This window comes from Plantactinospora sp. ZYX-F-223, from assembly GCF_039649625.1.
In the GTDB taxonomy this organism is placed as follows: Bacteria; Actinomycetota; Actinomycetes; order Mycobacteriales; family Micromonosporaceae; genus Plantactinospora.
In genome coordinates this window covers 163,753-188,943 of record NZ_JBDJAV010000010.1, presented here as the reverse complement: position 1 = coordinate 188,943, position 25,191 = coordinate 163,753, and the positions used below count along the sequence as shown (strand labels likewise).

Below are 25,191 nucleotides of genomic sequence, written 5' to 3'. Positions count from 1 at the left end.
CCGTCGTGACCCGTCTATGGAATGATCGCTGGCCGTGCGCCCCACCCGTGTCCTGCTGACGCTCTTCGCTGCCGCCGGCACCATGTCGGTCCTGTCGGCACTGATCTCCGTCGACCGCGCCGCCGCACAGTGCGGTCTCGTCGCATCGGCCGCCCTGATCGGGTACGTCCTGGTCGCCGGCCCGGCAGCCCCGCGCGTACGACCGGCCCTCGCCACCGGAATCGCCCTGCTGGCGCTCCCCACGGCGGTGGAACTGTGGCGGGGCTCCGCACGACCGGCCACCCGCCAGTGGCTCATCCCGGACTACACCCCGCTGGACGGTAGTGCCGCATCGACGGGACGGACGGCGCTCCCACAGCCGATTCTCGACCAGTGGCGGCAGGCGCTCGACGCGGATCGGCTTGCCGGCGTAGCACTGTTGCTCGGAGTGCTCTGCCTTGCCGTGGCAGTACTCTCCCTGCCGGCTCGGCATCGACCGAAGGCCACCGTACTGGCGGGAGTCGTCGCCGTACTCCTGCTCGTGATCGTCGGTGCGGATGCCTGGTCCCGGGTCGACGGCGACCCGCTGCTCGGCCTGCTCGGTACCGCCTGGCCGGCGCTGCTGGCTACCCTCGCGGCGGCGGGTGTGCTGGCGCTGTCGGCGTCGCGTGCCGAGCGGGCCGCCCTCGTGCCGCTCGGGGCGCTGCTGGTCGCCCTCTCGACGGCCGTTGCCTTCCACGATCTCACCCGCAGGTGGTCGGCCTGGTGGACGTTCTCGAACCCGGATGACGGCGTCTTCCTCTCGGCCGGCGTCGCCGTGTCGCTGGCCAACGTGGTGGACGTGCCAGCGGCGCTGCTGGCCGCAGTGACGCTCGCCGGGCCGGCGCTGCTCGCGGTCGGCGCCCTGCTCGCCTCCCGCGCCGCCGACCCGACCTAGCCGGCACCTCGCGCCGCGCACCAACCGGAGACCTGCTCCGACGCCAGCTCAGGGATGCGCGTGGATGAGGCGGAGTTCGTGGCCCAACCCCGCCGACAGGGTCACCAGATCGTCGCCGGTCAGCTCGCGCGCCGGATTCCACAACGTGATCCGGAACCGGGAGAACCCGGCCGGCCAGTCGTAGTCGAGGTCGGCGAGGGAGACCAGCCCACCGCAGCACGGCACCGTCGTGGTCAGGTCGTCGAACCCGTCGGGGTTGGGCGAGTTGAGATCCGTCAACCGGTCGAACCAGCCCACATCGATTACGCCACCGCACCGCGGGCACCCGATTCGCTCCAGGTTCTCGAACGGGTGGGCCACGGTGATCCGCGCGAAGAACTCCACCTCGACGCTGGGGTACACGTGCTCCGGAATGCCGGCGCGCCGCCGTGCCTCGGCGGCGGTGCGCTCGGCCGCGTCCCGGCTCGGCTGCCAGGTCAGGTCGGTCGGGATGAGGTACACGATGAAGTCGCCCACGCCGCGCATTGTGCACCCGGACCGCCGAGCGTCGAGCCTCCGGCGGCGACCGGCCTTGCCCTGCCCCATCCCCGCCGGCACGTACATTCCTCAGGTGGGAGATCTTGTCGGAACGCTGGTCGCCGCGGTCGGGGTGTTCGCCGGTACGAACGTCGACGACATCATCGTGCTGACCGTGCTCTTCCTCTCCGCCCGGGCGGCCGGCACGCCCCGGCCGTGGCAGATCTGGGCCGGTCAGTACGCCGGCATCGCGGCCCTCGTCGCCATCTCCGCCGCGACCGCGCTCGGCCTGACGATCGTCCCCGACCAGTGGGTCGGGCTGCTGGGCCTGGTCCCGTTCGGCCTCGGGGTGAGAGGACTCGTGGCGGCGATCCGCGCCCGTGGCGACGCCGAGCAACCGGCGCCCGCCGTCGCCACCGGGCTGTTCTCGGTGGCCGGGGTGACGGTGGCGAACGGGGCGGACAACATCTCCGTCTACACGCCGTTGTTCCGCACCATCGGGGTCACGGACAGCCTGGTCACGGTGGCGGTCTTCGCCGTCGGGGTCGCGGTCTGGTGTCTGGCCGGGTCATGGCTCGGCTCGCACCAGAAGGTCGTCGAGGTCGTTCGGCGCTTCGGGCACTGGATCGTGCCCGTCGTCTTCATGTCGATCGGCGTGGTGATCGTGGCCGAGTCCGGCGTACTCGGTCGGCTCGCCGGTTGAGCACCCGCCTCGCTGTCCGAGCATCCTCGCCGGTACGCCGGTCGGCCGCCCGCCGACGCGGACGAGCGGGGACCCGGGAAGGAAACCGGTTCCCCGAGCTGGTGTTCGTCCTGACGGTGTACGTCGCCCTGTCGGCTGTCATGCGCGCACTGCTCTACTGGGTCGTCCGCCTGGCGGTACGCCACGCGATCGAGGACGCCGACCGCCGCCGCCAGGTGAGCCAGCGGCGCTGGGTCACCTGCGGGTTCGCGGGCGACGAGTACAGCGACCTCGTAATCGCCCGACGGGCAGCCGGCCCGGTTCCCGGCCGGTGGGGGCCGTCCGAGCAGCCGGAGGAGTAGGCAAGACCCACACAACTCTGTTCAGCACGCCATCCGGGCCACCGCACCGATCTCCAGAGCGACCCACACCACCCCGTCTGGACCGACGGTGATCCCGTGCGGCTCTGACCCCGGGGTCGGCAGCTCGTACTCCCGGATCGTGCCGTCCGGGCCGAGCCGCCCGACCCGGTTGGCGCCCCACTCGGTGAACCAGTAGCTTCCGTCCGGCCCGGCGGCGATCGCGTGCGGCCGGGCGGTCCGGTCCGGCAGCGGGATCTCGGTGATCCGCCCGTCCGGGGTGATCCGGCCGAGTTGGCCGGCGGCGATCTCGACGAACCAGACCGCGCCGTCCGCGCCGGACGCGATGCCGACCGGTCCGGCGCCGGCCGTCGGCAGCGGGTGCAGCGTGATCTCGCCGTCGAGATCGATCCGGCCGACCGCGTTCGCCTGGTTGAGCGTGAACCAGAGCGCCCCATCGACACCGGCGGTGATCATCGAGGGGAAGCCCCCAGCCTGCGGCAGCGCGAACTCCTCGACCTCGCCATCCGGGTCGATCCGGCCGATCCGGTCACTGTTCATCTCGGTGAACCAGAGTGCGCCGTCCGGCCCGGCGGTGATCCCGTATGGGCCGCCGGTCGGCGACGGGACCGGATAGGAGCTGACCTGGCCGGAGAGCGACAGCCGGCCGATCCGGTGGTCCCGGAACCGGGTGAACCAGAGTGCGCCGTCCGGTCCCGCCGCGATGACGGAGGGTCCGCTCGCCGATTCGTCGAGTTGGTAACGCTGAACCTCGCCGTCGGCGGTCATTCGGATGATTTCCCCGGCATGCACCAGGGTGACCCATATTGCGCCGTCCGGTCCGATAGTGACGCCGTACGGGCCGGCGGTGGAATCGGCTATCCGGAACTCCCGGACCGACGGAGGACGCGGGGTTGTCATTCAGTTTCCTTTCTTTAGTATTTCGAGCGGTTGGCGACCTGTCCGAATCGCAAACCGGCGTCTGGCGCTTCGTAATCAGTTCGTGACGGAGACCGGTTCGGGGTCGAGTACCCCGGCGGTCATCACCCGGTGCTCGCCGTGCCACCGCTCGCGTAGCCGCCGGTCGTGGCTGACCACCACCACCGCGCCCGGATATTCCGCGAGGGCGGCCTCCAACTCCTCGACCAGGCCCGGCGAGAGGTGATTGGTCGGTTCGTCGAGCAGCAGCAGGTCAGCCGGGTCGCTGACCAGGCGGGCCAGCGCGAGCCGCCGCCGCTGGCCGGTGGAGAGCTCCCCGACGGGTACGCCGAGCCGCTCCCGGTAGAACAGCCCCAGTGAGAGCAATTCGTCGAGGTGCTCGGTCGGCGCTCCGGGCCGGCCCCGCCCGAAGGCGCTGAGCAGCGGCTCCTGCGGCCGTTCCCGCCCGACCTCCTGCGGCAGGTAGCCGATCCGTCCGCGCCGGACCACCCGGCCGGCGTCCGGAACCAGCTCACCGGCGAGTACCCGCAGCAGGGTGCTCTTCCCTGCCCCGTTCGCCCCGCTGATCAGCAGCCGCTCTCCGCTACCCAGCGTCAACCGGGTCGCCGCCAGCCGCCCGTCGACCGCCACACCATGGGCGTCGAGCAGCACGCCGAGGCGGCCACCGCCACCGGCCAGCGTCGGGGTGAACCGGAGTGGCTGCGGTGGCGGCGGCACGGGCCGCCCGGTCAGCCGACGGAGTCGTTGTTCGGCGTTGCGTACCCGGCTGGCGACGGACTGCTGCACCCGGCCGGCGTTCCGGTCGTACGCCATCTTGTTGCGGTCCTTCATCTCCCGGCCCGGTGCGACCTGCCGGGCCGTGGTTGCCACCGCCTCCCGCAGCCGGCCTACCTCGGTCTGCCAGTCGAGGTGAGCCTGGGCCCAGCGCCGTCGGGCCGCCGCCTTCGTAGTGAGAAATCCGGCATATCCGTCGCCGTACCGCTCCAGGGTGTGCCGGTCACCGTCCACTTCGATCAGTGTGCCGGCGACCCGGTCGAGGAAGACCCGGTCGTGTGAGACCACCACCGTGCTGCCCCGCCGGCTGCGCAGGTCTTCCTCCAGCCAGCTCAGCGAGTGGTCGTCGAGATGGTTGGTCGGCTCGTCGAGCAGCAGCACCTCGGAGCCGGTCGACAGCACCGCGGCCAGGTGCAGCCGGGCCTGCTCGCCGCCGGAGAGCGCGCCGAGCCGCCGGCTCCGGTCGACCCCGGCCAGGCCGAGCGCGTGCAGCGTCCGTTCCACCCGGGCGTCGGCGTCGTACCCGCCGCGCAGCTCGAAGATGGTGGCCAGTTCGCCGTACTCGGCCAGCAGCCGCTGGTCGCCGTCGCCGAGCAGCGGCTCCAACTCCCGCAGCCGCGCCTCGGTCCGGCGCAGCTCGGCCAGCGCGTCGTCGATCGCCTGCCGCACCGTCAGGTACCCCGGCAGCGGCGCGTCCTGGCCCAGGTAGCCGAGGCCGCCGGTGGTGACGACCGTCACCCGCCCCTCGTCGGGCTGCTCCCGCCCGGCGAGCAGCCGGAGCAGGGTGGATTTGCCGGAGCCGTTCTCGCCGATGATCGCGGTGCGTTCGTCGGCGGCGATGGCGCAGCTGACCCCGTCGAGCACGGTCCGGTCGGCGTAACGCTTCGTGACGTTGTGCAGGCTGAGTTGGGTAGGCATCGGAGCGACTCCGGTCGTCGGCGGATCAGCCACCGGTCGTGCGGCGGCTCGGGACGCGGGGTGACGCTCACCTGACCATCGGACGGGTACCTACCTTAAGTCTACAGATGTAGCACTAAGATCGTGCCATGTCGCCGCCCCGACCGCCAACCGATTCCGCCGCCGGGCCGGTCCGCCGGCCGGGGGGCCGCAGCGCCGAGGTCCGCCGCCGGGTCCTCGACGCGGTCCGGGCCCACCTCGTCGAGTACGGCTACGACGCGCTGTGCGTCGACGCCGTGGCGGACCGGTCGGGGGTGCACCGCACCACGGTCTACCGGCGCTGGCGCGACGTCGGTGGGCTGCTCGCGGACGTACTCGCCGAGGCGACCGACGGCGACTGGCGGGCACCCGACACCGGCTCGCTGGCGGGCGACCTGCACGCCGTCAACTCCGAGGTGTACGCCGCGCTGACCGCCGAACCCCCGCTCACGATGGCGCTGATCGCCGCGTCGTTCCGGTCGGCGCACGCCGCGGACGCCCTCCGCTCCTTCTGGGCCGACCGGTACGACCGCTGCGCCGTCATCGTGCACCGGGCCGTACGGCGCGGCGAGATCCCGGCGGGCTGCGATCCGCGCCGGCTGCTTGTCGCGGCGACCGCGCCGCTCTACCACGAGCTGGTGCTGCTGCGGTCCTCGCCCGACCGGGAGTTCGCGGTTCGGGCGGCCCGGGATGCCGTGGCGGCCGCCCGGGCCGGATCCTTCACGGAGGGTGCCGTCACGGACTGTGATCCTGCCGACGTCGGGGTGCCGGCCGCACGCCCTCCGGCCGGTGCTCGCTGAGTCTGCTGTGGACACCGGTCCGAGGTATCCCTAGTGTCCCGATGTCGACCTATTCTGTGGCGACACTGCGTCCGTGATGGGTGGAGTTACGCGGTTGCAGTGGTTTAGCCGAAATCCGTCGACAACGGTATTTGGTACGGCTGATCGCGTACGGGTGGTGAGTCTTATTAAGCGGGGAGTGAATCATGTCGGGCATTTGCCGGCAGGTGGGGTTGCGGCCGGCCGGCGGACTTGTCCCTACCGAACGGTTAGACTTTGCCGATCCCCGGATGGTCGCTCTTCCGATGGCTTTGCGGGTTCCTCGGACTGTGGCACCATCATGGAACATCTACCTTCCACGACGCTACCTCGACGGGAGCAACCGATGCCTGCATGGAGGTTGGGCCGCCTCATAGGCTCCCTACTTCTGCTCGCGGCGCTCGCCGTCAGTGGCTTCGCCGCGGCGACCGCGGTGACCGATCTGGCTGTGCGGGACCGAAGCGGCCACACCTGGATCGCTGACTCGACCGACCCTCCAACCGAGGGTGACGCAACCGAGGGTGACGCGACCGAGCCGGAGGCCGGGCTCCAGGCCCTCGGCTGGGACTGGGTCTAGCGACCACCCGCGTCGAGGGACGGACTCTCTTCCATCGGGAGTGGTATGGCTGGGCGCCCACCGTCACCACGTCGATCCTCTGAGCACGCCTGGCTGATCACCGGCCCGCTGGCCATCTTCGCGGTCGTCCTGGCGGTGGTGCTCGGTGTCCTCGACGGTCCGCCCGACGAGTGGGCGTTGGCGGCCCTGGTGCTCGGCCTTGCGCTGCTGGGTGACACGCCGTTGCTGTTCTACGTCGTCCGGCGACAGACCACGGCCACCACGTTCAGCGAGATTCCCCTGCTCTTCGGGCTCTACCTGCTGCCACCGCTCACCGTCGTACTCGTCTTCACGCTCGGTTCGCTGATCACCCAGATCTACCGCCGGTTCCCGCCGGCGAAGCTGTGGTTCAACGTCGCCAAGTCCGCCGCGGCCGTGTCGCTGGCGAGTCTGGTCGTGCTGGCGCTGCCGGAGATGCACGGCTTCGGGCCGAGCACCTGGGGGGTGCTCGCCGCCGCCGTGGCGACCCACGCGCTGGTGACGCTGGGCGCGGTCGCCGGAGTCTTCGCGATCATGCACGGAGCGCAGGCGGGTTGGGAGGTGTTCCGCACCTCCGGTCCCGGCCTGCTCACGGTGATGCTCAACGTGGCCCTGGGCCTGGTCATCGTGATCTGCCTCCGGGTCACCCCGTGGTCCGCCCTGCTCCTGCTCGCGCTCGCCGCCGCGCTGGTCCTGCTCTACCGCTCGTACGCACAGTTCTTCCGGCAGCACCGGACCCTGGCGGACGTCTACGAACTGACCAAGGCGATGAGCGAGCGCGGCCAGGACGGCACCCTGGCCGACTCGCTGCTGGGTCGGGTACGGGCGCTGATGCAGGCCGAGTACGCCACCCTCTGGCTCCCCGCCCAGGGCCGGCACCCGGAGGTTCTGCTCACCGCCCGGGTCGACGACTCGGGGCTGCTCGACCTCTCCCGGACCCCGCTGGTCGCCCGGGAGCGCGCCACCCAGGAGAGCCGGACCGTCGCCGCCGGCAGCCGGATGGATGGTCATCCGGACGTACGGGAGGCGTTGCGGGAAGCGGGCCTCAAGGACGTGATCGTCACTCCGCTGCGCTCCGGCCAGGCGGTGATCGGCTCGATCGAGGTGGTGAACCGGCTCGCCGACATCGGCCACTTCACCCCCGCCGACGTGCCGATCTTCGAGACCATCGCCGCGCACGTCGCGGTCGCCCTGGAGAACTCCCGCCTGGTCGACCGGCTGCGGCACGACGCGTACCACGACGGACTGACCAACCTGCCCAACCGGCGGCGGGTGACCGGGGCGCTGGAAGAGGCGGTCCGGGTACGCGCGCCGAACGAGGTCGTCGCGCTGCTCCTCTTCGACGTGGCCGGGCTTCGCCAGGTCAACGAGTCCGTCGGGCACGCGGCCGGTGACCGGGTACTCGTCGAGGTGGCGACCCGGCTGCGCGCCTCGGCTCCCTCCGCCGCACTGGTGGGTCGGGTCGGTAGCGACGAGTTCGTGGTGACGCTGCGGATGGAGAGCATCGACGCGGCACTCGACCTCGCCGCCGAGCTGCGCGAGCAGATCCGCGACCGGATGGTCTTCGACGTGCTGGTCCTCGACATCGACACCGTGGTCGGGGTGGCGGTGCATCCGGACCACGGCGACGACCCGGCGACCCTGCTCCAGCGCGCCGACCTCGCGGTGACCAGGGCCAAGTCGGCGCCGGACGGCATCCAGCTGTTCAGCCCCGGGCTGGAATCCCGCTCGTCGCGCCGGCTCGGCCTTGCCGGCGACCTGCGCCGCGCGCTCGACCACGCCGAGGTGGAGGTCTACTACCAGCCGAAGGTCGCCCTGACCGACCGGCGGCTGGTCGGGGTGGAGTGCCTGGCCCGGTGGGTGCACCCGGCCCACGGGACGGTGGCCCCGGAGGACTTCGTGGCGGTGGCGGAGCACACCGGCCAGCTTCCCGAGCTGACCAAGCTGGTGCTCGGCGAGGCGCTGCGGCGCAGCCGCGACTGGACCAGCGGCGGCGACACCCTCGCCGTCTCGGTGAACATCTCTCCGCGTACGCTCGCCGACCAGCAGTTTCCGGCCCTGGTGCAGGGGATGCTCGCGGAGTACGGCGTCGCCCCGGAACTGCTCACGCTGGAGATCAAGGAGGCCGGCGTACTGGACGGCACCGAGCGCGCGGTGCCGGGGCTGCGCCGGCTGCGCGACATCGGGGTACGCCTCGCCGTCGACGACTTCGGCACCGGCCACTCGTCGCTCTCCTACCTGCGCCGGCTGCCGGTCAACGAGGTCAAGGTCGACCGCTCGTTCGTGCAGGGGATGGCGACCGATCCGGTGGATCTGGCGATCGTCAACGCGGTGGTGACGCTCTCCCAGCAGTTCGGCCTGGCGGTGGTGGCCGAGGGGGTGGAGAGCGAACTCACCCTGGAACTGCTCCAGGACATCGGGTGCCAGATCGGGCAGGGCTTCCTGTTCAGCCGTCCGCTGCCGTACGAGCGCCTGGAGGCCTGGTTCGCGGCCCAGACGGAGTCCGACACCCAGTCCGGCCCGGCCGACGTACGGCGGCTGCGGGCGGTGCCCTGAGCTGCGCCGGCGACCCGGGGTCGATGCCCCGGTATGGCCACCGGGGATCTGATTTCACCTCGTGCCCGACGACGTGTACTCTTACCTCTGCGCGCTACCGGGAAAGATCGCGTGCGCGCCCCCTTAGCTCAGTCGGCAGAGCGTCTCCATGGTAAGGAGAAGGTCTACGGTTCGATTCCGTAAGGGGGCTCAGAGGGTTCAGCTGGACCCGCCTCGGCGGTGTAGCTCAGATGGCAGAGCAAGCGGCTCATAATCGCTGTGTCGCCGGTTCAAGTCCGGCCACCGCTACTCTCGGGCGCCGGGGCCGACCCGGAGACCGAAACGAGAGGGCGCCGTTGGCGCCCACTTTGCGTGTCCGCGTGGCAGGCGTCTACGCTGGTACGTCGTAGTTCAGTCCGCTAACGAGGAAGGCGCCCCGCCGTGGCCAAGGCGACCGATGTCCGTCCCAAGATCACTTTGGCGTGTGTGGAGTGCAAGGAGCGCAACTACATCACGCGTAAGAACCGCCGTAACGACCCGGACCGCATCGAGCTGAAGAAGTTCTGCCCCCGGGACGGCAAGCACACCCTTCACCGCGAGACCCGCTGATCCGCCGCCGACGCGAGTCGGCCGGTCAGAGACCTCCAGCATCGCCGTTCCAGCCTCTGGCGAGCGCGCCTGCGAGCCCGCTCCCGCCCGAGGCCCCGGGGCGGCGATTCTGCTGTCCGCAGCCGGCCCGGCGTCGGCGTGCGGCGGGACCGCTCCGGGCGTCCCACGGGCGGGTTCCGGCCGCTGGGCGGCGACCCCGGCGGCTCGCCCCGGCCGTGTAGGTTCGGCGGCATGTCCCTGGACCCGTCCTTCGCCGGCCGCAGCTATCCGCCGACCCCGCCCTACCAGGTGGGGCGCGAGAAGATCCGAGAGTTCGCCACCGCGATCGGCGCCGCCGACCCGGCGCACCATGATCCGGATGCCGCCCGGGCGCTCGGGCACGCCGACGTGGTGGCCCCGCCGACGTACCCGTTCACGATCACCATGGCGGCCAACCGGCAGATCGTCGATGACCCGGAACTCGGGGTCGACTACAGCCGGGTGGTCCACGGCGACCAGCGGTTCCGGTACACCCGGCCGGTGGTGGCCGGCGACGAGCTGGTCTGCGTCAACACGATCGAGGAGATCGTCAACCGGGGCGCGCACGCCTTCATGACCACCCGCACCGAGGTGAACACGACCGCCGGGGAGCCGGTGGTCACCGTCTGGACCAAGCTCGTCGTACGCGGAGAGGGCTGAGATGGATCTGTCTCCCCGGACCTTCCGGATCACCCGCGCGGACCTGATCCGGTACGCGGGCGCCTCGGGCGACTTCAATCCCATCCACTGGAGCGACCGGTTCGCCACCAAGGTGGGGCTGCCCGGGGTGATCGCGCACGGCATGTTCACCATGGCGCTGGTCGGACGGGCGGTCACCGACTGGGCCGGCTCGCCGGACGCGGTGGTGGAATACAGCGTCCGGTTCACCCGGCCGGTGGTGGTCCCGGACGACGACGAGGGCACCGAGATCGAGGTGAGCGCCGCCGTGCGGGGCGAGCCCGAGGACGGACTCACCCGGCTCGACCTGACCGCCACCTGCCAGGGGGAGAAGGTGCTGGCCCAGGCCCGGGCGGTGATCCGCACCCCGGCCTAGTCCGGGCTGGACCAGGTGCGGCGGGCTCGCTGGGGCACACCGGTTGGGAAACTCGTGCCTCTACCCGTACACTGGTCCGCCGTGGGGCAAGTGGCCTCTACTCAGGCGTGCGTGCCTGAGTGGGTCCAGCTGCCCGCACAGGGGTGTAGCTCAATTGGCAGAGCAGCGGTCTCCAAAACCGCAGGCTGCAGGTTCAAGTCCTGTCACCCCTGCGCCTACGGCCTGACCGGTCCCGGGATCGGCGTCGCCACCACCTGTGGCGACCGGCTCGTGTTGGTGGCACCGGCGGGGTCGAGCCGGGGCGGTCAGTCCGCCCGGTCCGTTCCCTGACGGATCCGCCGGCCGCGGGCCGTTCCGGGGACGGTCGTCCGGAGGGTTCGGTCGAGGGCGGTCGGCGCCCGCGGCGGAGACTCCGGGTTCCGGCCGGCGTGAAAAGCGCAGCGTGCGCCCACCGGCGCGCGTACCAACCACCCGGCGACGGAGGGCGAAGTGGCCGAGAAGAATCGGCGCGACGAGGACGACAACGACCGTCTCGACGACGAGATGATCGACGACGTTGTCGACGATGACGCCGACGACGAGGCGGACGAGCCGGTCGGGCGTGGTGGCACCGCCACCCGGGAGCGCACCAAGGCCGAATCGGCGGACAGCACGCCCAAGACCAAGACCGAGGGTCGGGTCGGAATATTCGGCCGGCTTGCCCGGTTCTTCCGCGAGGTCGTGGCGGAGCTGCGTAAGGTCATCTGGCCGACCCGTAAGGAGCTGCTGACCTACACCGCCGTGGTGGTCGTGTTCGTCGCCGTGGTGCTGACGATCGTGGCCGGGCTGGACTTCGCCTTCGCCCGCGGCGTGCTGTGGGTCTTCGGCGGCTCTAGCTGACCACCTGCCCCACCTGATAGTGACGGAAGTGAGCGAGCGTGCCTGAGTACGACGAGACCGCCGAGACCCCGGACGAGCAGTCCGCGGTGGCGACGGCGAGCGGTACCGAGTCGGTCGAGGCCGCCAACGAGCCGGAGTTCGCCGCCGAGCAGGCGCCGGACGAGGACTACGACCCGGTCGCCGAGCTGCGGCAGAAGCTGCGCTACGCGCCCGGTGACTGGTTTGTGGTCCACTCGTACGCCGGTTACGAGAACAAGGTCAAGACGAACCTGGAGACCCGGATCACCAGCCTCGACATGGAAGAGTTCATCTACCAGGTCGAGGTGCCGACCCGGGAAGAGGTCGAGGTCAAGAACGGCAAGCGCCTCCAGGTCCAGAACAAGGTCTTTCCGGGTTACATCCTGGTCCGGATGGAGCTGACCCCGGAGTCGTACTCCTGCGTGCGCAACACCCCGGGGGTGACCGGCTTCGTCGGCGCGACCGACCGGGCCGACCGGCCGGCGCCGCTCTCGCTCGACGAGGTGCTCAAGTGGCTCGCCCCGGCGGTGGAGACCGAGACCAAGAAGGCGAAGCCGGAGGTCAAGGTGCTCGACTTCGAGGTCGGTGACTCGGTCACCGTGACCGACGGCGCCTTCGCGTCGCTGCCGGCCACGATCAGCGAGATCAACGCCGACCAGCAGAAGCTCAAGGTCCTGGTGTCGATCTTCGGTCGGGAGACTCCGGTCGAGCTCAACTTCAACCAGGTCGCCAAGATCTGATTGACGGGACGCCCGGCGGTCCGGGTACCCCCGGATCCGGCCCTGGCCAGCCTCATCCGGCCCCGGCCGACCTCGGCGCGGCGCCCGCGAGGGTGCTGCGCTACTCTTGAACGTCGCCCGCCACGCAGGCGCGCTTGACCGTGCGCGCCGACGGGTGACCTCAGGTGCACGTTCCCCAGTTTCAAGCCCAGGAAGAGACATGCCTCCGAAGAAGAAGCTCGTCAAGACGTTCACGCTTCAGCTCCCGGCGGGCCAGGCCACCCCGGCGCCGCCGGTCGGTCCGGCGCTGGGTCAGCACGGCGTCAACATCATGGAGTTCTGCAAGTCCTACAACTCACAGACCGAGTCGCAGCGCGGTGACATCGTGCCGGCCGAGATCAGCGTGTACGAGGACCGGACCTTCACCTTCGTGCTGAAGACCCCGCCCGCCGCCCGACTGCTGATCAAGGCTGCCGGCGTGCAGAAGGGCTCCGGCGTCCCGCAGAGCCAGAAGGTCGGCTCGGTCACCCGCGCCCAGCTGCGCGAGATCGCCGAGAAGAAGATGGCCGACCTGAACGCCAACGACCTCGACCAGGCCGAGAAGATCATCGCCGGCACCGCCCGGTCGATGGGCATCACGGTCAAGGAATAGGTCCCTCTTTACCACCCCTGACCGGCACGACCAGTTCGTGGGAGGGCCGCGGCACTCCGCAGCCCGCCAGACACCACAGGAGTAATCAGAGATGCAGCGCAGCAAGAGCTACCGCAAGGCCGCCGAGGCCATCGATCGGGACAAGCTCTACACCCCGATCGAGGCCGTCAAGCTGGCCAAGGGGAGCAGCACCGTCAAGTTCGACGCCACGGTCGAGGTCGCTATGCGCCTCGGCGTCGACCCCCGCAAGGCCGACCAGATGGTCCGGGGCACGGTCAACCTTCCGCACGGCACCGGCAAGACCGCCCGCGTGATCGTCTTCGCGGCCGGCGCCAAGGCCGAGGAGGCGACCGCCGCCGGAGCGGACGTGGTCGGCACCGACGAGCTGGTCGCCCGGATCCAGGAGGGCTGGCTGGACTTCGACGCCGCGATCGCCACGCCGGACCAGATGGCCAAGATCGGCCGGATCGCGCGGATCCTGGGCCCGCGCGGTCTCATGCCGAACCCGAAGACCGGCACGGTGACCATGGACGTCACCAAGGCCGTCTCGGACATCAAGGGCGGCAAGATCACCTTCCGGGTGGACAAGCACTCCAACCTGCACCTGATCATCGGCAAGGCCTCGTTCTCCGAGGCCCAGTTGGTCGACAACTACGCCGCGGTGCTCGACGAGGTGCTCCGGTCCAAGCCGTCCGCGGCCAAGGGCAAGTACCTCCGGAAGGTCACCCTCACCACCACCATGGGCCCGGGCGTTCCGGTCGACCCGAACGTGGTGAAGAACCTGCGGGAGTCGGCCGAGGCCTGAGCCTCGACCGGAACCGGTCAGTCCCGTCCGACGCGGGGCGCCCAGCGACGTTTCGCGGGCGTCCCGCGTCGGTGTTTCCGGTGCGCCGGAGGGCTTGGGACCGGTGCCACCACCATCCTGAGCGCTGCGGCCCCGCGTTCCGGGCAGCGCTGTGGCACGCTGCTATCCGTGCGACTGGATCAGGTCTGGCTGCGGTACGGCGCCCGCGACCCGTGGGTGCTGCGCGCGGTCGAGGTGGAGATCGGCCCCGGGCAGAGCGCCGTGGTGCTCGGTCGCAACGGGGTGGGCAAGTCGACGCTGCTCCAGGTGGCGGTGGGCGTACTGGACCCGACCCGGGGTGTGGTCCGGGATCGGCCCCGGACGGTCGGCTGGGTGCCGGAGCGCTTTCCGGCGGACCAGCCGTATACCGTCGGCCAGTACCTCACCGGGATGGGCCGGATCCGGGGGCTCTCGGCCACGGCGGCAGCCCGTACCGTGACCGGCTGGATCGAGCGCCTCGGGCTGGCGGCGTACCGCGACGTCCGGCTGCCGGCGCTCTCCAAGGGCACCGCCCAGAAGGTCGGGCTGGCCCAGGCCCTGCTCCGCCCGCCCGGTCTGCTCGTCCTCGACGAACCGTGGGAGGGGCTGGACGCGGCCACCCGCGAACTGGTCCCCGAGCTGATCGCGGAGGTACTCGACGGCGGCGGTGCCGTACTGGTCAGCGACCACCGTGGCGAGACGGTCCGGTTGCCGCACGCCGCGCAGTGGAGCGTGACCGACGGGACCGTGCGCGTCATGTCTCCGGGCTCCGCCGACCAGCGGCCCGCCGGGGGCGGGACCCCGGCCGAGGGCCGCACCGCAGTGTCTCCGGTTTCTTCCGGGAGCGTCACCGCCGTGCCTCAGGCCGCCGCCGACCAGGGGACCGCCGGAGTCGGGACTTCCGTGGTGGAGATCGCGGTGCCGACCGCCCGGGCACTGGAGACCGTCGCCGCGCTGCGCCGCGCCGGCCACCAGGTGCTCGGGGTACGCCCCGCCGGACACGGTGAACCTCCGGCCGAGCTGGCCGCTCCCGCGCGCACCCCGGCGGCCTCGGGCACCCGGGCCGTTTCCGGTGCCGAGGCCGCTCCGGCCGTTTCCGGCGTTCCGGCTGTTTCGGGCGGTCCCGGTGATCCGGCCGGGGCGGTCGACGGGGGCGGCGAGCAGCCGGCGAAACCCGTCGCGGCCACCGGGGAGGCGTCGTGATCGCGCTGGCTCGGATGCGGTTGGCGGGATTCGTCCGGACCGCTCGGGCGCTGCCGCCGCTGATCGCCGGGCTGGTCGCGCTCACCGTGCTGTATGGGGGCGGTGCCGCACAGGCAGCCGAGGCGTACGGCGTCTCCGCCGTGCTGCTCTTCCCGGTCCTGGCCTGGCAGACCAAGCTGCTGCTGGACACCGAGCCGGACACCCAGCGCCGGCTCGCCGTGGTCGCCGCCGGCCGCCGGGCGGAACTGGCCGGCGGGATCCTCGCCGCCGGGCTGGCCGGGCTGGCCCTGGTCCCGGTCGCGCTGCTGCTGCCCTGGCTGGTGGGCGGGGTGACCGGCCCCCAACGGGACGGCGACCTGCCGCTCGCGCTGGGCATGACGGTCGGGCTCTGGGCACACCTGCTGGTCCTGCCGGCGGCCGTCGCCCTGGGCGCGCTGGCCAGCCGGGCGGCGACCAACAGCCCGCTGTACGGGCTGGCCGCCCTGGTTGGCGGGGTGGTCGGGGTGTACGTCTTCGGGCTGAAGGACTCGGTGCTGCCCTGGATCGCGCCCCCGGTACTCGCCACCGCCCGGGTCGGCACCGCCGGGCCGACCGGCTGGTCGGTGGCCCTGTTGACCGGGCACGCCCTGCTCTGGAGCGCTGCGGCGCTGGCGGGGTACGCCTGGCTCCGCCGCCACCGGACGTGAGCCCGGGACGTGGCGCCTGAGCGGGATGGGCCGGACGTGAGCCGGACCACCTCGGGTGATTTGGTCGTTACGGCGGGCATCCCGTACTCTGATAAGTCGGTCAAGGTAACTTGGCCGAGAAGTTTCACCCAGAGACCGCTGGTCACCGTGCCCCGGCACGGTCGAAGGTCCCGCTCGACGGGCGGCCCGCGCAGGGGGAGACGGTAGCGTCAGGTCGTGTCCGCATGACCTTCCCGCCCCGTGCGCCCTGCGCCGGGGCTTCTCTCGTTGCGGCGGAACTTCCGACCCGCACCCGGGCTCCGACCGCGCCCAGACGGCCGGTCGGGCCGTGATCAGCCTGGAGCAACGAGAGAGGAGGGACATGGCGGACAAGCCGGTTCGGGCCGACAAGGCCACCGCCGTCGCCGAGCTCACCGAATACTTCCGCAACTCGGGAGCCACCGTGCTCACCGAGTACCGCGGCCTGACGGTTTCCCAGCTCACCCAGCTACGCCGCTCGCTCGGTCGGGACACGACCTACGAGGTGGCGAAGAACACGCTGGCCAAGCGCGCCGCGACGGACGCTGGCATTGCCGGCCTCGACGAGCTGTTCACCGGTCCTACCGCGCTGACCTTCGTCTCCGGCGACGTGGTCGAGGCGGCGAAGGGTCTGCGGGAGTTCGCGAAGGCCAACCCGAAGCTCGTCATCAAGGGTGGCGTCTTCGAGGGCCGGGCGATCACCGCGGACGAGGTCAACAAGCTCGCCGACCTCGAGTCCCGTGAGGTGCTGCTGGCCAAGATGGCCGGCGCGATGAAGGGCAGCCTGAGCAAGGCCGCTGCCCTGTTCCAGGCGCCGCTGGCGCAGACCGCCCGCCTGGCGGCTGCCCTGCAGGACAAGCGTGAGAAGGAGGGGCAGGCCTGAGCGGCCAGCCCTCCGGTACCCCCGATATTCGTGTAAGAGATTAGGAAAGGACGCCAGACACCATGGCGAAGCTCAGCACCGAAGAGCTGCTCGACGCGTTCAAGGAGATGACGCTGATCGAGCTCTCGGAGTTCGTGAAGCAGTTCGAGACCACCTTCGACGTGACCGCCGCCGCGCCGGTGGCCATCGCCGCCGGTGGCCCGGCGGCCCCGGCCGCCGAGGCCGAGCCGGAGCAGGACGAGTTCGACGTCATCCTGGAGGCCGACGGCGGCAAGAAGATCCAGGTCATCAAGGTCGTGCGCGAGCTGACCGGCCTGGGCCTGAAGGAGGCCAAGGACCTCGTCGAGGGCGCGCCGAAGCCGGTCCTGGAGAAGGCCAACAAGGAGGCCGCCGACAAGGCCAAGGCCAAGCTCGAGGCCGAGGGCGCGAAGGTCACCCTCAAGTAGTTCCGCACCACGTCGCCCCGGGCGGCCCGTACCGACCAGCTCTCCGTTCCGCCGAGCGGGGGCCGCGGAGGTACGGGCCACCGGAGGCGGCTCGCGTCGGCTAGTGAGCTGACGCACAGCGATGTCGCCGACGGGCGGCGATCCGGCGCCGGATCGCCGCCCGTCTCCGTTCGTTGACAGGCTGCGACCGTCGATGATCAGGGCTTTGGCGCCTCGGACGGCCGTCGTCGGCCCGTCCGGCCGGTCAGGCTCGGATGGCGACCCGGGCAAAGACGTCGCCCGACCCGGGCATCAGCCCTTGACGCGGCAGGAACCGGCAGGCACGCTGACATCAGCAAGACCTTCCGCGCTTGCGACGGCCGACACCTGGGTAAGGGCCACGGAGCACCACGAGCCGCTGGTCCCTACGAGGCCTAGCGGGATGCGTGCGGGACGTGTGAGCGCGCTCGGCGCGCGCCAGCCGGCGGCTGGCGACACGTTCTGCAACGCCCTGCCGTGGTGGGCTGGACAGCGGTTAGCCGCTCGGCTACACTGCTAGTTTGCGCTGCCTTCCGACTTGACCCCTGCTCGGAATGTCCAGTTTTGGGCGTTTGGAGTGGGGCCATTGGAGTGCACGCGTGACAGCCGCATCTAGCAGCACCGGTCCTCGGAAGGACGCATCTTGGCAGCTTCCCGCCCTGCGAAGACCAGTCGTACGTCGAGCGCTTTCGCGCCCCGCCGAATCTCCTTCGGCAGGATTACCGAACACCTCGAGGTCCCCAACCTCCTCGCCATCCAGAACGAGTCGTTTGACTGGCTGGTCGGCAACGAGGCTTGGCAGGGCCGGTCGGCCGACGACCCGCACGCTCGATCGGGTCTCGCCGAGATCCTCGACGAGATCAGTCCCATTGAGGACTTTTCTGGCACTATGTCGCTTTCTTTCTCCGCGCCGCGCTTCGACGAGGTCAAGGCCTCGATCGAGGAGTGCAAGGAGAAGGACCTGACCTACTGCGCCCCGCTGTTCGTGACCGCGGAGTTCACCAACAACACCACCGGCGAGATCAAGAGCCAGACGGTGTTCATGGGTGACTTCCCGATGATGACGCCGAAGGGCACCTTCATCATCAACGGCACCGAGCGCGTGGTGGTCAGCCAGCTCGTCCGGTCCCCGGGCGTCTACTTCGACAAGCAGCCGGACAAGACCTCCGACCGCGATCTCTCCAGCGTCAAGGTCATCCCGAGTCGGGGTGCCTGGCTGGAGTTCGACATCGACAAGCGCGACACCGTGGGTGTCCGCATCGACCGTAAGCGCCGGCAGGCCGTCACCGTCCTGCTCAAGGCGATCGGCTGGACCAACGAGCAGATCCGCGAGCGGTTCGGCTGGTCCGAGCTGATGATGACCACCCTGGAGAAGGACCACATCGCCGGGGTGGACGAGGCGCTGCTCGACATCTACCGCAAGCTCCGGCCGGGCGAGCCTCCCACCCGGGAGAACGCCCAGACCCTGCTCGACAACCTCTTCTTCAACCCGAAGCGGTACGACGTCGCCAAGGTCGGCCGATACAAGTTCAACAAGAAGCTCGAGGTCGACGTCCCGATCAACAAGGGCACGCTGACCGAGGACGACATCGTCGCCACCGTGGAGTACCTCTGCCGGCTGCACGCCGGTGAGGAGGGCTACGAGGCCGACGACATCGACCACTTCGGCAACCGCCGGCTCCGTACCGTGGGCGAGCTGATCCAGAACCAGGTTCGGGTCGGCCTCTCCCGGATGGAGCGGGTGGTCCGCGAGCGGATGACCACCCAGGACGTCGAGGCGATCACCCCGCAGACCCTGATCAACATCCGCCCGGTGGTGGCGGCGATCAAGGAGTTCTTCGGTACGTCGCAGCTGTCCCAGTTCATGGACCAGACCAACCCGCTGGCGGGCCTGACCCACCGGCGCCGGCTGAGCGCGCTCGGCCCGGGTGGTCTGTCCCGGGAGCGGGCCGGCTTCGAGGTCCGGGACGTGCACCCGTCGCACTACGGCCGGATGTGCCCGATCGAGACGCCGGAAGGCCCGAACATCGGCCTGATCGGCGCCCTGTCGACCTTCGGCCGGGTCAACCCGTTCGGCTTCATCGAGACGCCGTACCGGAAGGTGGTCGAGGGTCGGGTCACCGACCAGATCGACTACCTGACCGCCGACGAGGAGGACCGGTTCGTCAAGGCGCAGGCCAACACCGCGCTGCGGGCGGACGGCACCTTCGCCGAGGACCGGGTCCTGGTCCGCCGGAAGGGCGGTGAGGTCGACTACGTCGCCCCCACCGCGGTCGACTACATGGACGTGTCGCCGCGCCAGATGGTGTCGGTCGCCACCGCCATGATCCCGTTCCTTGAGCACGACGACGCCAACCGGGCACTGATGGGCGCGAACATGCAGCGCCAGGCGGTGCCGCTGGTCAAGGCCGAGGCGCCGCTGGTCGGTACCGGTATGGAATACCGGGCCGCGGTGGACGCCGGTGACGTGGTCGTCGCCGAGGTCGGCGGCGTGGTCGAGGACCTGTGTGCCGACTACGTGACGGTGCACCAGGACGACGGCCACCGGCGTACCTACCTGCTGCACAAGTTCCGCCGTTCCAACGCGGGCTCCTGCGTCAACCAGAAGCCGATCGTCTTCGAGGGCGACCGGGTGGAGGCGGGCCAGGTCATCGCGGACGGTCCGTGCACCGACGACGGCGAGATGGCGCTCGGCCGCAACCTGCTGGTCGCGTTCATGCCGTGGGAGGGCCACAACTACGAGGACGCGATCATCCTGTCGCAGCGCCTCGTCCAGCAGGACGCCCTCACCTCGATCCACATCGAGGAGCACGAGGTCGACGCCCGGGACACCAAGCTCGGTCCGGAGGAGATCACCCGCGACATCCCGAACGTCAGCGAGGAGATGCTCGCCGACCTCGACGAGCGCGGAATCATCCGGATCGGCGCCGAGGTCGTCACCGGCGACATCCTGGTCGGCAAGGTCACGCCCAAGGGCGAGACCGAGCTGACCCCGGAGGAGCGGCTGCTCCGCGCGATCTTCGGCGAGAAGGCGCGCGAGGTCCGGGACACCTCGCTGAAGGTGCCGCACGGCGAGACCGGCACGGTCATCGGCGTACGGACCTTCTCCCGGGAGGACGGCGACGAGCTGCCGCCGGGCGTCAACGAGCTGGTCCGGGTCTACGTGGCGCAGAAGCGGAAGATCCAGGACGGTGACAAGCTCGCCGGCCGGCACGGCAACAAGGGCGTCATCTCCAAGATCCTGCCGGTCGAGGACATGCCGTTCCTGGAGGACGGCACCCCGGTCGACATCGTGCTCAACCCGCTCGGCGTGCCGAGCCGGATGAACATCGGCCAGGTGCTGGAGACCCACCTCGGGTGGGTCGCCAAGACCGGCTGGCAGGTACAGGGTGAGGACGCGGACTGGAAGCGTGCGCTGCGGTCGATCGACGCGCACGAGTCCGAGCCGGACACCAACGTGGCGACGCCGGTCTTCGACGGCGCCAAGGAGGAGGAGATCTCCGGTCTGCTCTCGTCGACCCTGCCCAACCGGGACGGCAAGCAGCTGATCGGCGCGAGCGGCAAGGCGCAGCTCTTCGACGGACGTTCCGGCGAGCCGCTGCCCGACCCGATCGCGGTCGGCTACATCTACATCCTCAAGCTGAACCACCTGGTCGACGACAAGATCCACGCTCGGTCGACCGGTCCGTACTCGATGATCACGCAGCAGCCGCTGGGTGGTAAGGCGCAGTTCGGTGGCCAGCGGTTCGGCGAGATGGAGTGCTGGGCGATGCAGGCGTACGGCGCCGCGTACGCCCTGCAGGAGCTGCTGACGATCAAGTCCGACGACGTCCTCGGCCGGGTCAAGGTGTACGAGGCGATCGTCAAGGGCGAGAACATTCCCGAACCGGGCATCCCGGAGTCCTTCAAGGTGCTGCTCAAGGAGCTGCAGTCGCTGTGCCTCAACGTAGAGGTGCTCTCCAGCGACGGTGTGGCCCTGGAGATGCGCGAGACCGACGACGAGGTCTTCCGGGCCGCGGAGGAACTCGGCATCGACCTGTCCCGGCGTGAGCCGAGCTCGGTCGAAGAGGTGTGAGGTTGTGTGGGGTCGGGGGCGGATGACCCGCTCCGGGCGGTCAGGCTTGATCCCTCCGCGGGTCACCCGCCCCCGACCCCCGCATGAGAGCTAGCGGTAAAACGACACGACACGAGGGACATATAACGTGCTCGACGTCAACTTCTTCGACGAGTTGCGGATTGGCCTGGCCACCGCTGACGACATCCGTCAGTGGTCGCACGGCGAGGTTAAGAAGCCTGAGACGATCAACTACCGCACCCTGAAGCCGGAAAAGGACGGGCTCTTCTGCGAGAAGATCTTCGGCCCGCAGCGGGACTGGGAGTGCTACTGCGGTAAGTACAAGCGGGTCCGGTTCAAGGGCATCATCTGTGAGCGCTGCGGTGTCGAGGTGACCCGTTCCAAGGTGCGGCGTGAGCGGATGGGCCACATCGAGCTGGCCGCGTCGGTCACGCACATCTGGTACTTCAAGGGTGTGCCGAGCCGGCTTGGCTACCTGCTCGACCTGGCGCCGAAGGACCTCGAAAAGATCATCTACTTCGCGTCGTACGTGGTGACCAGCGTCGACACGGAGGCGCGACACCGTGACCTCGCCACGGTGGAGAACGAGATCCTGGCCGAGAAGCGGCAGGCCGAGAACAGCCGTGACTCGGAGATCGAGAAGCGGGCCGCCAAGCTTGAGGCCGACCTGGCCGAGCTGGAGGCCGAGGGTGCCAAGGCCGACGTGCGGCGCAAGGTCAAGGAGGGCGGAGAGCGCGAGATGCGCCAGATCCGCGACCGGGCGCAGCGCGAGATCGACCGCCTCGACGAGGTGCTGGACACCTTCCGCAAGCTGGAGCCGAAGCAGCTGGTCACCGACGAGCTGCTCTACCGCGAGCTGCGGGACCGGTTCGGCGAGTACTTCACCGGTGGGATGGGTGCCGAGGCGATCAAGGCGCTGGTCCAGAACATGGACCTGGACGCCGAGGCGGAGAACCTCCGCGAGATCATCCGTACCGGTAAGGGCCAGCGGAAGATCCGGGCGCTCAAGCGGCTCAAGGTCGTGGCGGCGTTCCTGAACACCCGCAACTCGCCGCTCGGCATGGTGCTGGACTGCGTACCGGTGATCCCGCCGGACCTGCGCCCGATGGTGCAGCTCGACGGTGGCCGGTTCGCGACCTCGGACCTGAACGACCTCTACCGCCGCGTGATCAACCGGAACAACCGGCTCAAGCGACTGATCGACCTCGGCGCGCCCGAGATCATCGTCAACAACGAGAAGCGGATGCTCCAGGAGGCCGTGGACGCGCTGTTCGACAACGGACGGCGTGGTCGGCCGGTCACCGGCCCGGGTAACCGGCCGCTGAAGTCGCTGTCGGACATGCTCAAGGGCAAGCAGGGCCGGTTCCGGCAGAACCTGCTGGGCAAGCGGGTCGACTACTCCGGTCGTTCCGTGATCGTGGTCGGTCCGCAGCTCAAGCTGCACCAGTGCGGCCTGCCCAAGCAGATGGCGCTGGAGCTGTTCAAGCCGTTCGTGATGAAGCGGCTGGTCGACCTCAACCACGCACAGAACATCAAGTCCGCGAAGCGGATGGTCGAGCGGCAGCGGCCGGTCGTCTGGGACGTGCTGGAAGAGGTCATCGGCGAGCACCCGGTGCTGCTGAACCGGGCGCCGACCCTGCACCGGCTGGGCATCCAGGCGTTCGAGCCGCAGCTCGTCGAGGGCAAGGCGATCCAGATCCACCCGCTGGTCTGCACCGCGTTCAACGCGGACTTCGACGGCGACCAGATGGCGGTGCACGTACCGCTCTCCGCCGAGGCGCAGGCCGAGGCTCGGATCCTGATGCTCTCGTCCAACAACATCCTCAAGCCGGCGGACGGCAAGCCGGTCACCATGCCCACCCAGGACATGGTCATCGGCCTCTACCACCTGACCCACCTCACCCCGGGTGAGGTCGGCGAGGGCCGGGTGTTCAGCTCGGACGCCGAGGCGCGGATGGCCTTCGACAACGGTGAGCTGCACCTGCAGACCCCGGTGAAGATCCGGCTGCGCGGTGTGGTCGAGGTGGACAACGGCCCCGGTGCCTCCCGGTGGACCGCGCCGGAGGGCTGGGTCCCGGGTGAGCCGCTCACCGTGGAGACCACGCTGGGGCGGGTGCTCTTCAACGAGACCCTGCCGCAGGGCTACCGGTTCGTGAACTACGAGATCCGCAAGGGGCAGCTCTCCGCGATCGTCAACGATCTCGCCGAGCGGTTCCCGAAGGTGGCCCTGGCCGCGACGCTCGACGGGCTCAAGGAGGCCGGCTTCCACTGGGCCACCTGGTCCGGCGTGACGATCGGCATGGAGGACGTCATCGCGCCGCCGCGCAAGCGGGAGATCCTGGAGCGGTACGAGAAGGAAGCCGAGCGGATCGACAAGCAGTACCAGCGGGGTCTGATGACCGCCGAGGAACGTCGCGGCGAGCTCATCGAGATCTGGACCAAGGCGACCAACGAGGTCGCCAAGGAGATGGAGACCGCGCTGCCGCAGGAGAACCCGCTGTGGAAGATGATCAACTCGGGTGCCCGCGGTAACCTGCTCCAGCTCCGCCAGATCGCCGCGATCCGTGGTCTGGTGGCCAACCCGAAGGGCGAGATCATCCCGCGGCCGATCAAGGCCAGCTACCGGGAGGGTCTCTCCGTGCTGGAGTACTTCATCTCCACGCACGGTGCCCGGAAGGGTCTCGCCGACACGGCGCTGCGTACCGCCGACTCGGGTTACCTGACCCGTCGTCTGGTGGACGTCTCGCAGGACGTGATCATCCGCGAGGAGGACTGCGGCACCGACCGCGCCATCCCGATGCAGATCGCGACCCAGCTCGACGGCAGGCTGGTGGCGCACGAGCACGTGGAGACCAGCGTGCACGCCCGTACCCTGGCCGACGACATCAAGGGGCCCGACGGCAACCTGGTCGCCGAGCGGGGTGCGGACATCAACACCATCCTGGTCGACAGGATCGTGGCGGCCGGGGTGGACACCGTACGGGTCCGCAGCGTGCTCACCTGCGAGTCCAAGCTCGGCGTCTGCGGGGCGTGCTACGGCCGCTCGCTGCCGACGGGCAAGACCGTGGACGTCGGCGAGGCGGTCGGCATCATCGCCGCCCAGTCGATCGGTGAGCCGGGTACCCAGCTCACGATGCGTACCTTCCACACCGGTGGTGTCGCGGGTGAGGACATCACCCAGGGTCTGCCCCGGGTCCAGGAGATCTTCGAGGCCCGGGTCCCGAAGGGCAAGGCGCCGATCGCCGACACCCCGGGCCGGATCCGGATCGAGGACGGCGAGCGGTCGCGCAAGATCATCGTGGTGCCGGACGACGGCAGCGACGAGATCGTGTACGACAAGATCTCCAAGCGGGTGCCGCTCCAGGCGCACGACGGGGATCACGTCGACGTCGGCCAGAAGCTCACCAAGGGCACCATCGACCCGCACGAGCTGCTGCGGATCCTCGGCCCGCGGGCGGTCCAGGTCCACCTGACCCAGGAGGTCCAGGAGGTCTACCGGTCGCAGGGTGTGCTCATCCACGACAAGCACATCGAGATCATCATCCGCCAGATGCTCAAGCGGGTGACGGTGATCGACTCCGGCGCGACCGAGTTCCTGCCGGGTGTGCTGGTCGACCGGGCGCTGTTCGAGTCGGAGAACCGCCGGCTCGTCTCCGAGGGCGGCGAGCCCGCGGCGGGCCGGCCGGTGCTGATGGGTATCACCAAGGCGTCGCTGGCCACCGACTCGTGGCTGTCGGCGGCGTCCTTCCAGGAGACCACCCGGGTGCTCACGGACGCGGCGATCCACGCCCGGAGCGACTCGCTGATCGGTCTCAAGGAGAACGTCATCATCGGTAAGCTCATCCCGGCCGGTACGGGCATCAGCAAGTACCGCAATATCCGGGTCGAGCCGACCGAGGAGGCGAAGGCCAAGGTCTACTCGATGACCGGCTACCCCGAGACCGACTACGGGTTCGGGCCGGCCAGCGGCCAGGCGGTGCCGCTGGACGACTTCGACTTCGGGTCGTACCGCTAAGGCGA

At 70.0% G+C, this 25,191-nt stretch carries 21 protein-coding genes and 3 tRNA genes; 21 read left to right on the top strand and 3 right to left on the bottom strand.

All coding sequences use genetic code 11. From position 1 onward, the window contains the following. Positions 1-34 precede the first annotated feature (34 nt). On the top strand, positions 35-916 hold the full coding sequence (locus AAH979_RS13105; protein ID WP_346258331.1) for a hypothetical protein: 882 nt from the start codon (positions 35-37) through the stop codon (positions 914-916). Between the two features lie 48 nt (positions 917-964). Here the strand turns inward: AAH979_RS13105 and AAH979_RS13100 are convergent, their stop codons facing one another. Further along, on the bottom strand, positions 965-1,432 hold the full coding sequence (locus AAH979_RS13100; RefSeq protein WP_346258330.1) for a hypothetical protein: 468 nt from the start codon (positions 1,430-1,432) through the stop codon (positions 965-967). A 94-nt stretch (positions 1,433-1,526) separates the two neighbouring features. On the opposite strand from AAH979_RS13100, the gene AAH979_RS13095 reads away from it, so the two are divergent. Together AAH979_RS13095 and AAH979_RS13090 are read left to right on the top strand one after the other, a co-directional pair. Then, the gene (locus AAH979_RS13095) at positions 1,527-2,135 is read left to right on the top strand and encodes a cadmium resistance transporter (RefSeq protein WP_346258329.1); all 609 of its coding nucleotides are present in this window, start codon (positions 1,527-1,529) and stop codon (positions 2,133-2,135) included. Positions 2,136-2,236: 101 nt separating this feature from the next. Continuing rightward, positions 2,237-2,476 carry a hypothetical protein gene (locus tag AAH979_RS13090; protein WP_346258328.1) on the top strand — a complete coding sequence of 80 codons (240 nt, stop codon included), beginning with the start codon at positions 2,237-2,239 and terminating at the stop codon, positions 2,474-2,476. Positions 2,477-2,497: 21 nt separating this feature from the next. On the opposite strand, the gene AAH979_RS13085 is transcribed toward AAH979_RS13090, so the two are convergent. Together AAH979_RS13085 and abc-f are read right to left on the bottom strand one after the other, a co-directional pair. Further along, positions 2,498-3,394 (bottom strand): virginiamycin B lyase, encoded by an 897-nt coding sequence (locus AAH979_RS13085; protein ID WP_346258327.1) that lies wholly within the window; start codon positions 3,392-3,394, stop codon positions 2,498-2,500. A 75-nt stretch (positions 3,395-3,469) separates the two neighbouring features. Continuing rightward, the gene (gene abc-f, locus AAH979_RS13080) at positions 3,470-5,104 is read right to left on the bottom strand and encodes a ribosomal protection-like ABC-F family protein (protein WP_346258326.1); all 1,635 of its coding nucleotides are present in this window, start codon (positions 5,102-5,104) and stop codon (positions 3,470-3,472) included. A gap of 128 nt (positions 5,105-5,232) precedes the next feature. On the opposite strand from abc-f, the gene AAH979_RS13075 reads away from it, so the two are divergent. The 18 genes from AAH979_RS13075 to AAH979_RS12990 all read left to right on the top strand — a co-directional run bounded on the left by AAH979_RS13075 (position 5,233) and on the right by AAH979_RS12990 (position 25,186). After that, complete coding sequence (locus tag AAH979_RS13075) at positions 5,233-5,922, top strand: TetR/AcrR family transcriptional regulator (protein WP_346258325.1); 690 nt, start codon at positions 5,233-5,235, stop codon at positions 5,920-5,922. 640 nt (positions 5,923-6,562) lie between these two features. Next, positions 6,563-9,091 carry a sensor domain-containing phosphodiesterase gene (locus AAH979_RS13070; protein WP_346258324.1) on the top strand — a complete coding sequence of 843 codons (2,529 nt, stop codon included), beginning with the start codon at positions 6,563-6,565 and terminating at the stop codon, positions 9,089-9,091. A gap of 117 nt (positions 9,092-9,208) precedes the next feature. Further along, positions 9,209-9,281 (top strand) — tRNA-Thr (locus AAH979_RS13065). Positions 9,282-9,306: 25 nt separating this feature from the next. Beyond that, positions 9,307-9,379: transfer RNA gene (locus AAH979_RS13060), tRNA-Met, on the top strand. 132 nt (positions 9,380-9,511) lie between these two features. After that, positions 9,512-9,679 carry a 50S ribosomal protein L33 gene (gene rpmG / locus AAH979_RS13055; RefSeq protein ID WP_046567246.1) on the top strand — a complete coding sequence of 56 codons (168 nt, stop codon included), beginning with the start codon at positions 9,512-9,514 and terminating at the stop codon, positions 9,677-9,679. 231 nt (positions 9,680-9,910) lie between these two features. Then, positions 9,911-10,357 carry a MaoC family dehydratase N-terminal domain-containing protein gene (locus tag AAH979_RS13050; protein WP_346258323.1) on the top strand — a complete coding sequence of 149 codons (447 nt, stop codon included), beginning with the start codon at positions 9,911-9,913 and terminating at the stop codon, positions 10,355-10,357. A gap of 1 nt (position 10,358) precedes the next feature. Then, complete coding sequence (locus tag AAH979_RS13045; protein ID WP_346258322.1) at positions 10,359-10,751, top strand: MaoC family dehydratase; 393 nt, start codon at positions 10,359-10,361, stop codon at positions 10,749-10,751. A 139-nt stretch (positions 10,752-10,890) separates the two neighbouring features. Beyond that, a tRNA-Trp gene (locus AAH979_RS13040) sits at positions 10,891-10,963 on the top strand. Between the two features lie 277 nt (positions 10,964-11,240). Further along, complete coding sequence (secE, locus tag AAH979_RS13035; RefSeq protein WP_346258321.1) at positions 11,241-11,630, top strand: preprotein translocase subunit SecE; 390 nt, start codon at positions 11,241-11,243, stop codon at positions 11,628-11,630. A gap of 38 nt (positions 11,631-11,668) precedes the next feature. Continuing rightward, entirely contained in the window at positions 11,669-12,388 is a 720-nt protein-coding gene (gene nusG, locus AAH979_RS13030) for a transcription termination/antitermination protein NusG (RefSeq protein ID WP_346258320.1), read from the top strand. A gap of 199 nt (positions 12,389-12,587) precedes the next feature. Then, positions 12,588-13,019 (top strand): 50S ribosomal protein L11, encoded by a 432-nt coding sequence (gene rplK, locus AAH979_RS13025; protein WP_318395963.1) that lies wholly within the window; start codon positions 12,588-12,590, stop codon positions 13,017-13,019. A 91-nt stretch (positions 13,020-13,110) separates the two neighbouring features. After that, positions 13,111-13,824 carry a 50S ribosomal protein L1 gene (gene rplA / locus AAH979_RS13020; RefSeq protein ID WP_346258319.1) on the top strand — a complete coding sequence of 238 codons (714 nt, stop codon included), beginning with the start codon at positions 13,111-13,113 and terminating at the stop codon, positions 13,822-13,824. A 168-nt stretch (positions 13,825-13,992) separates the two neighbouring features. Then, complete coding sequence (locus AAH979_RS13015) at positions 13,993-15,045, top strand: ATP-binding cassette domain-containing protein (protein ID WP_346258318.1); 1,053 nt, start codon at positions 13,993-13,995, stop codon at positions 15,043-15,045. Continuing rightward, entirely contained in the window at positions 15,042-15,731 is a 690-nt protein-coding gene (locus AAH979_RS13010) for a hypothetical protein (RefSeq protein WP_346258317.1), read from the top strand. Before AAH979_RS13015 ends, AAH979_RS13010 begins: the two co-directional genes overlap by 4 nt. A 361-nt stretch (positions 15,732-16,092) precedes the next feature. Then, on the top strand, positions 16,093-16,632 hold the full coding sequence (rplJ, locus tag AAH979_RS13005) for a 50S ribosomal protein L10 (protein WP_101368155.1): 540 nt from the start codon (positions 16,093-16,095) through the stop codon (positions 16,630-16,632). A gap of 62 nt (positions 16,633-16,694) precedes the next feature. Next, positions 16,695-17,078 carry a 50S ribosomal protein L7/L12 gene (gene rplL / locus AAH979_RS13000; RefSeq protein ID WP_318395959.1) on the top strand — a complete coding sequence of 128 codons (384 nt, stop codon included), beginning with the start codon at positions 16,695-16,697 and terminating at the stop codon, positions 17,076-17,078. Positions 17,079-17,739: 661 nt separating this feature from the next. Next, positions 17,740-21,171: a DNA-directed RNA polymerase subunit beta gene (locus AAH979_RS12995; RefSeq protein WP_346258316.1), complete on the top strand. Its 3,432-nt coding sequence runs from the start codon at positions 17,740-17,742 to the stop codon at positions 21,169-21,171. 127 nt (positions 21,172-21,298) lie between these two features. Continuing rightward, entirely contained in the window at positions 21,299-25,186 is a 3,888-nt protein-coding gene (locus tag AAH979_RS12990) for a DNA-directed RNA polymerase subunit beta' (protein ID WP_346258315.1), read from the top strand. The last annotated feature ends 5 nt before the right edge of the window (positions 25,187-25,191 follow it).

Excerpts from the sequence above, each read along its gene's own strand:
- AAH979_RS13085 (WP_346258327.1), bottom strand. The coding sequence starts at position 3,394 with ATGACAACCCCGCGTCCTCCGTCGGTCCGGGAGTTCCGGATAGCCGAT.
- abc-f (WP_346258326.1), bottom strand. The coding sequence starts at position 5,104 with ATGCCTACCCAACTCAGCCTGCACAACGTCACGAAGCGTTACGCCGAC.
- AAH979_RS13075 (WP_346258325.1), top strand. The coding sequence starts at position 5,233 with ATGTCGCCGCCCCGACCGCCAACCGATTCCGCCGCCGGGCCGGTCCGC.
- AAH979_RS13070 (WP_346258324.1), top strand. The coding sequence starts at position 6,563 with ATGGCTGGGCGCCCACCGTCACCACGTCGATCCTCTGAGCACGCCTGG.
- AAH979_RS13050 (WP_346258323.1), top strand. The coding sequence starts at position 9,911 with ATGTCCCTGGACCCGTCCTTCGCCGGCCGCAGCTATCCGCCGACCCCG.
- AAH979_RS13045 (WP_346258322.1), top strand. The coding sequence starts at position 10,359 with ATGGATCTGTCTCCCCGGACCTTCCGGATCACCCGCGCGGACCTGATC.
- rplK (WP_318395963.1), top strand. The coding sequence starts at position 12,588 with ATGCCTCCGAAGAAGAAGCTCGTCAAGACGTTCACGCTTCAGCTCCCG.
- rplA (WP_346258319.1), top strand. The coding sequence starts at position 13,111 with ATGCAGCGCAGCAAGAGCTACCGCAAGGCCGCCGAGGCCATCGATCGG.
- rplJ (WP_101368155.1), top strand. The coding sequence starts at position 16,093 with ATGGCGGACAAGCCGGTTCGGGCCGACAAGGCCACCGCCGTCGCCGAG.
- rplL (WP_318395959.1), top strand. The coding sequence starts at position 16,695 with ATGGCGAAGCTCAGCACCGAAGAGCTGCTCGACGCGTTCAAGGAGATG.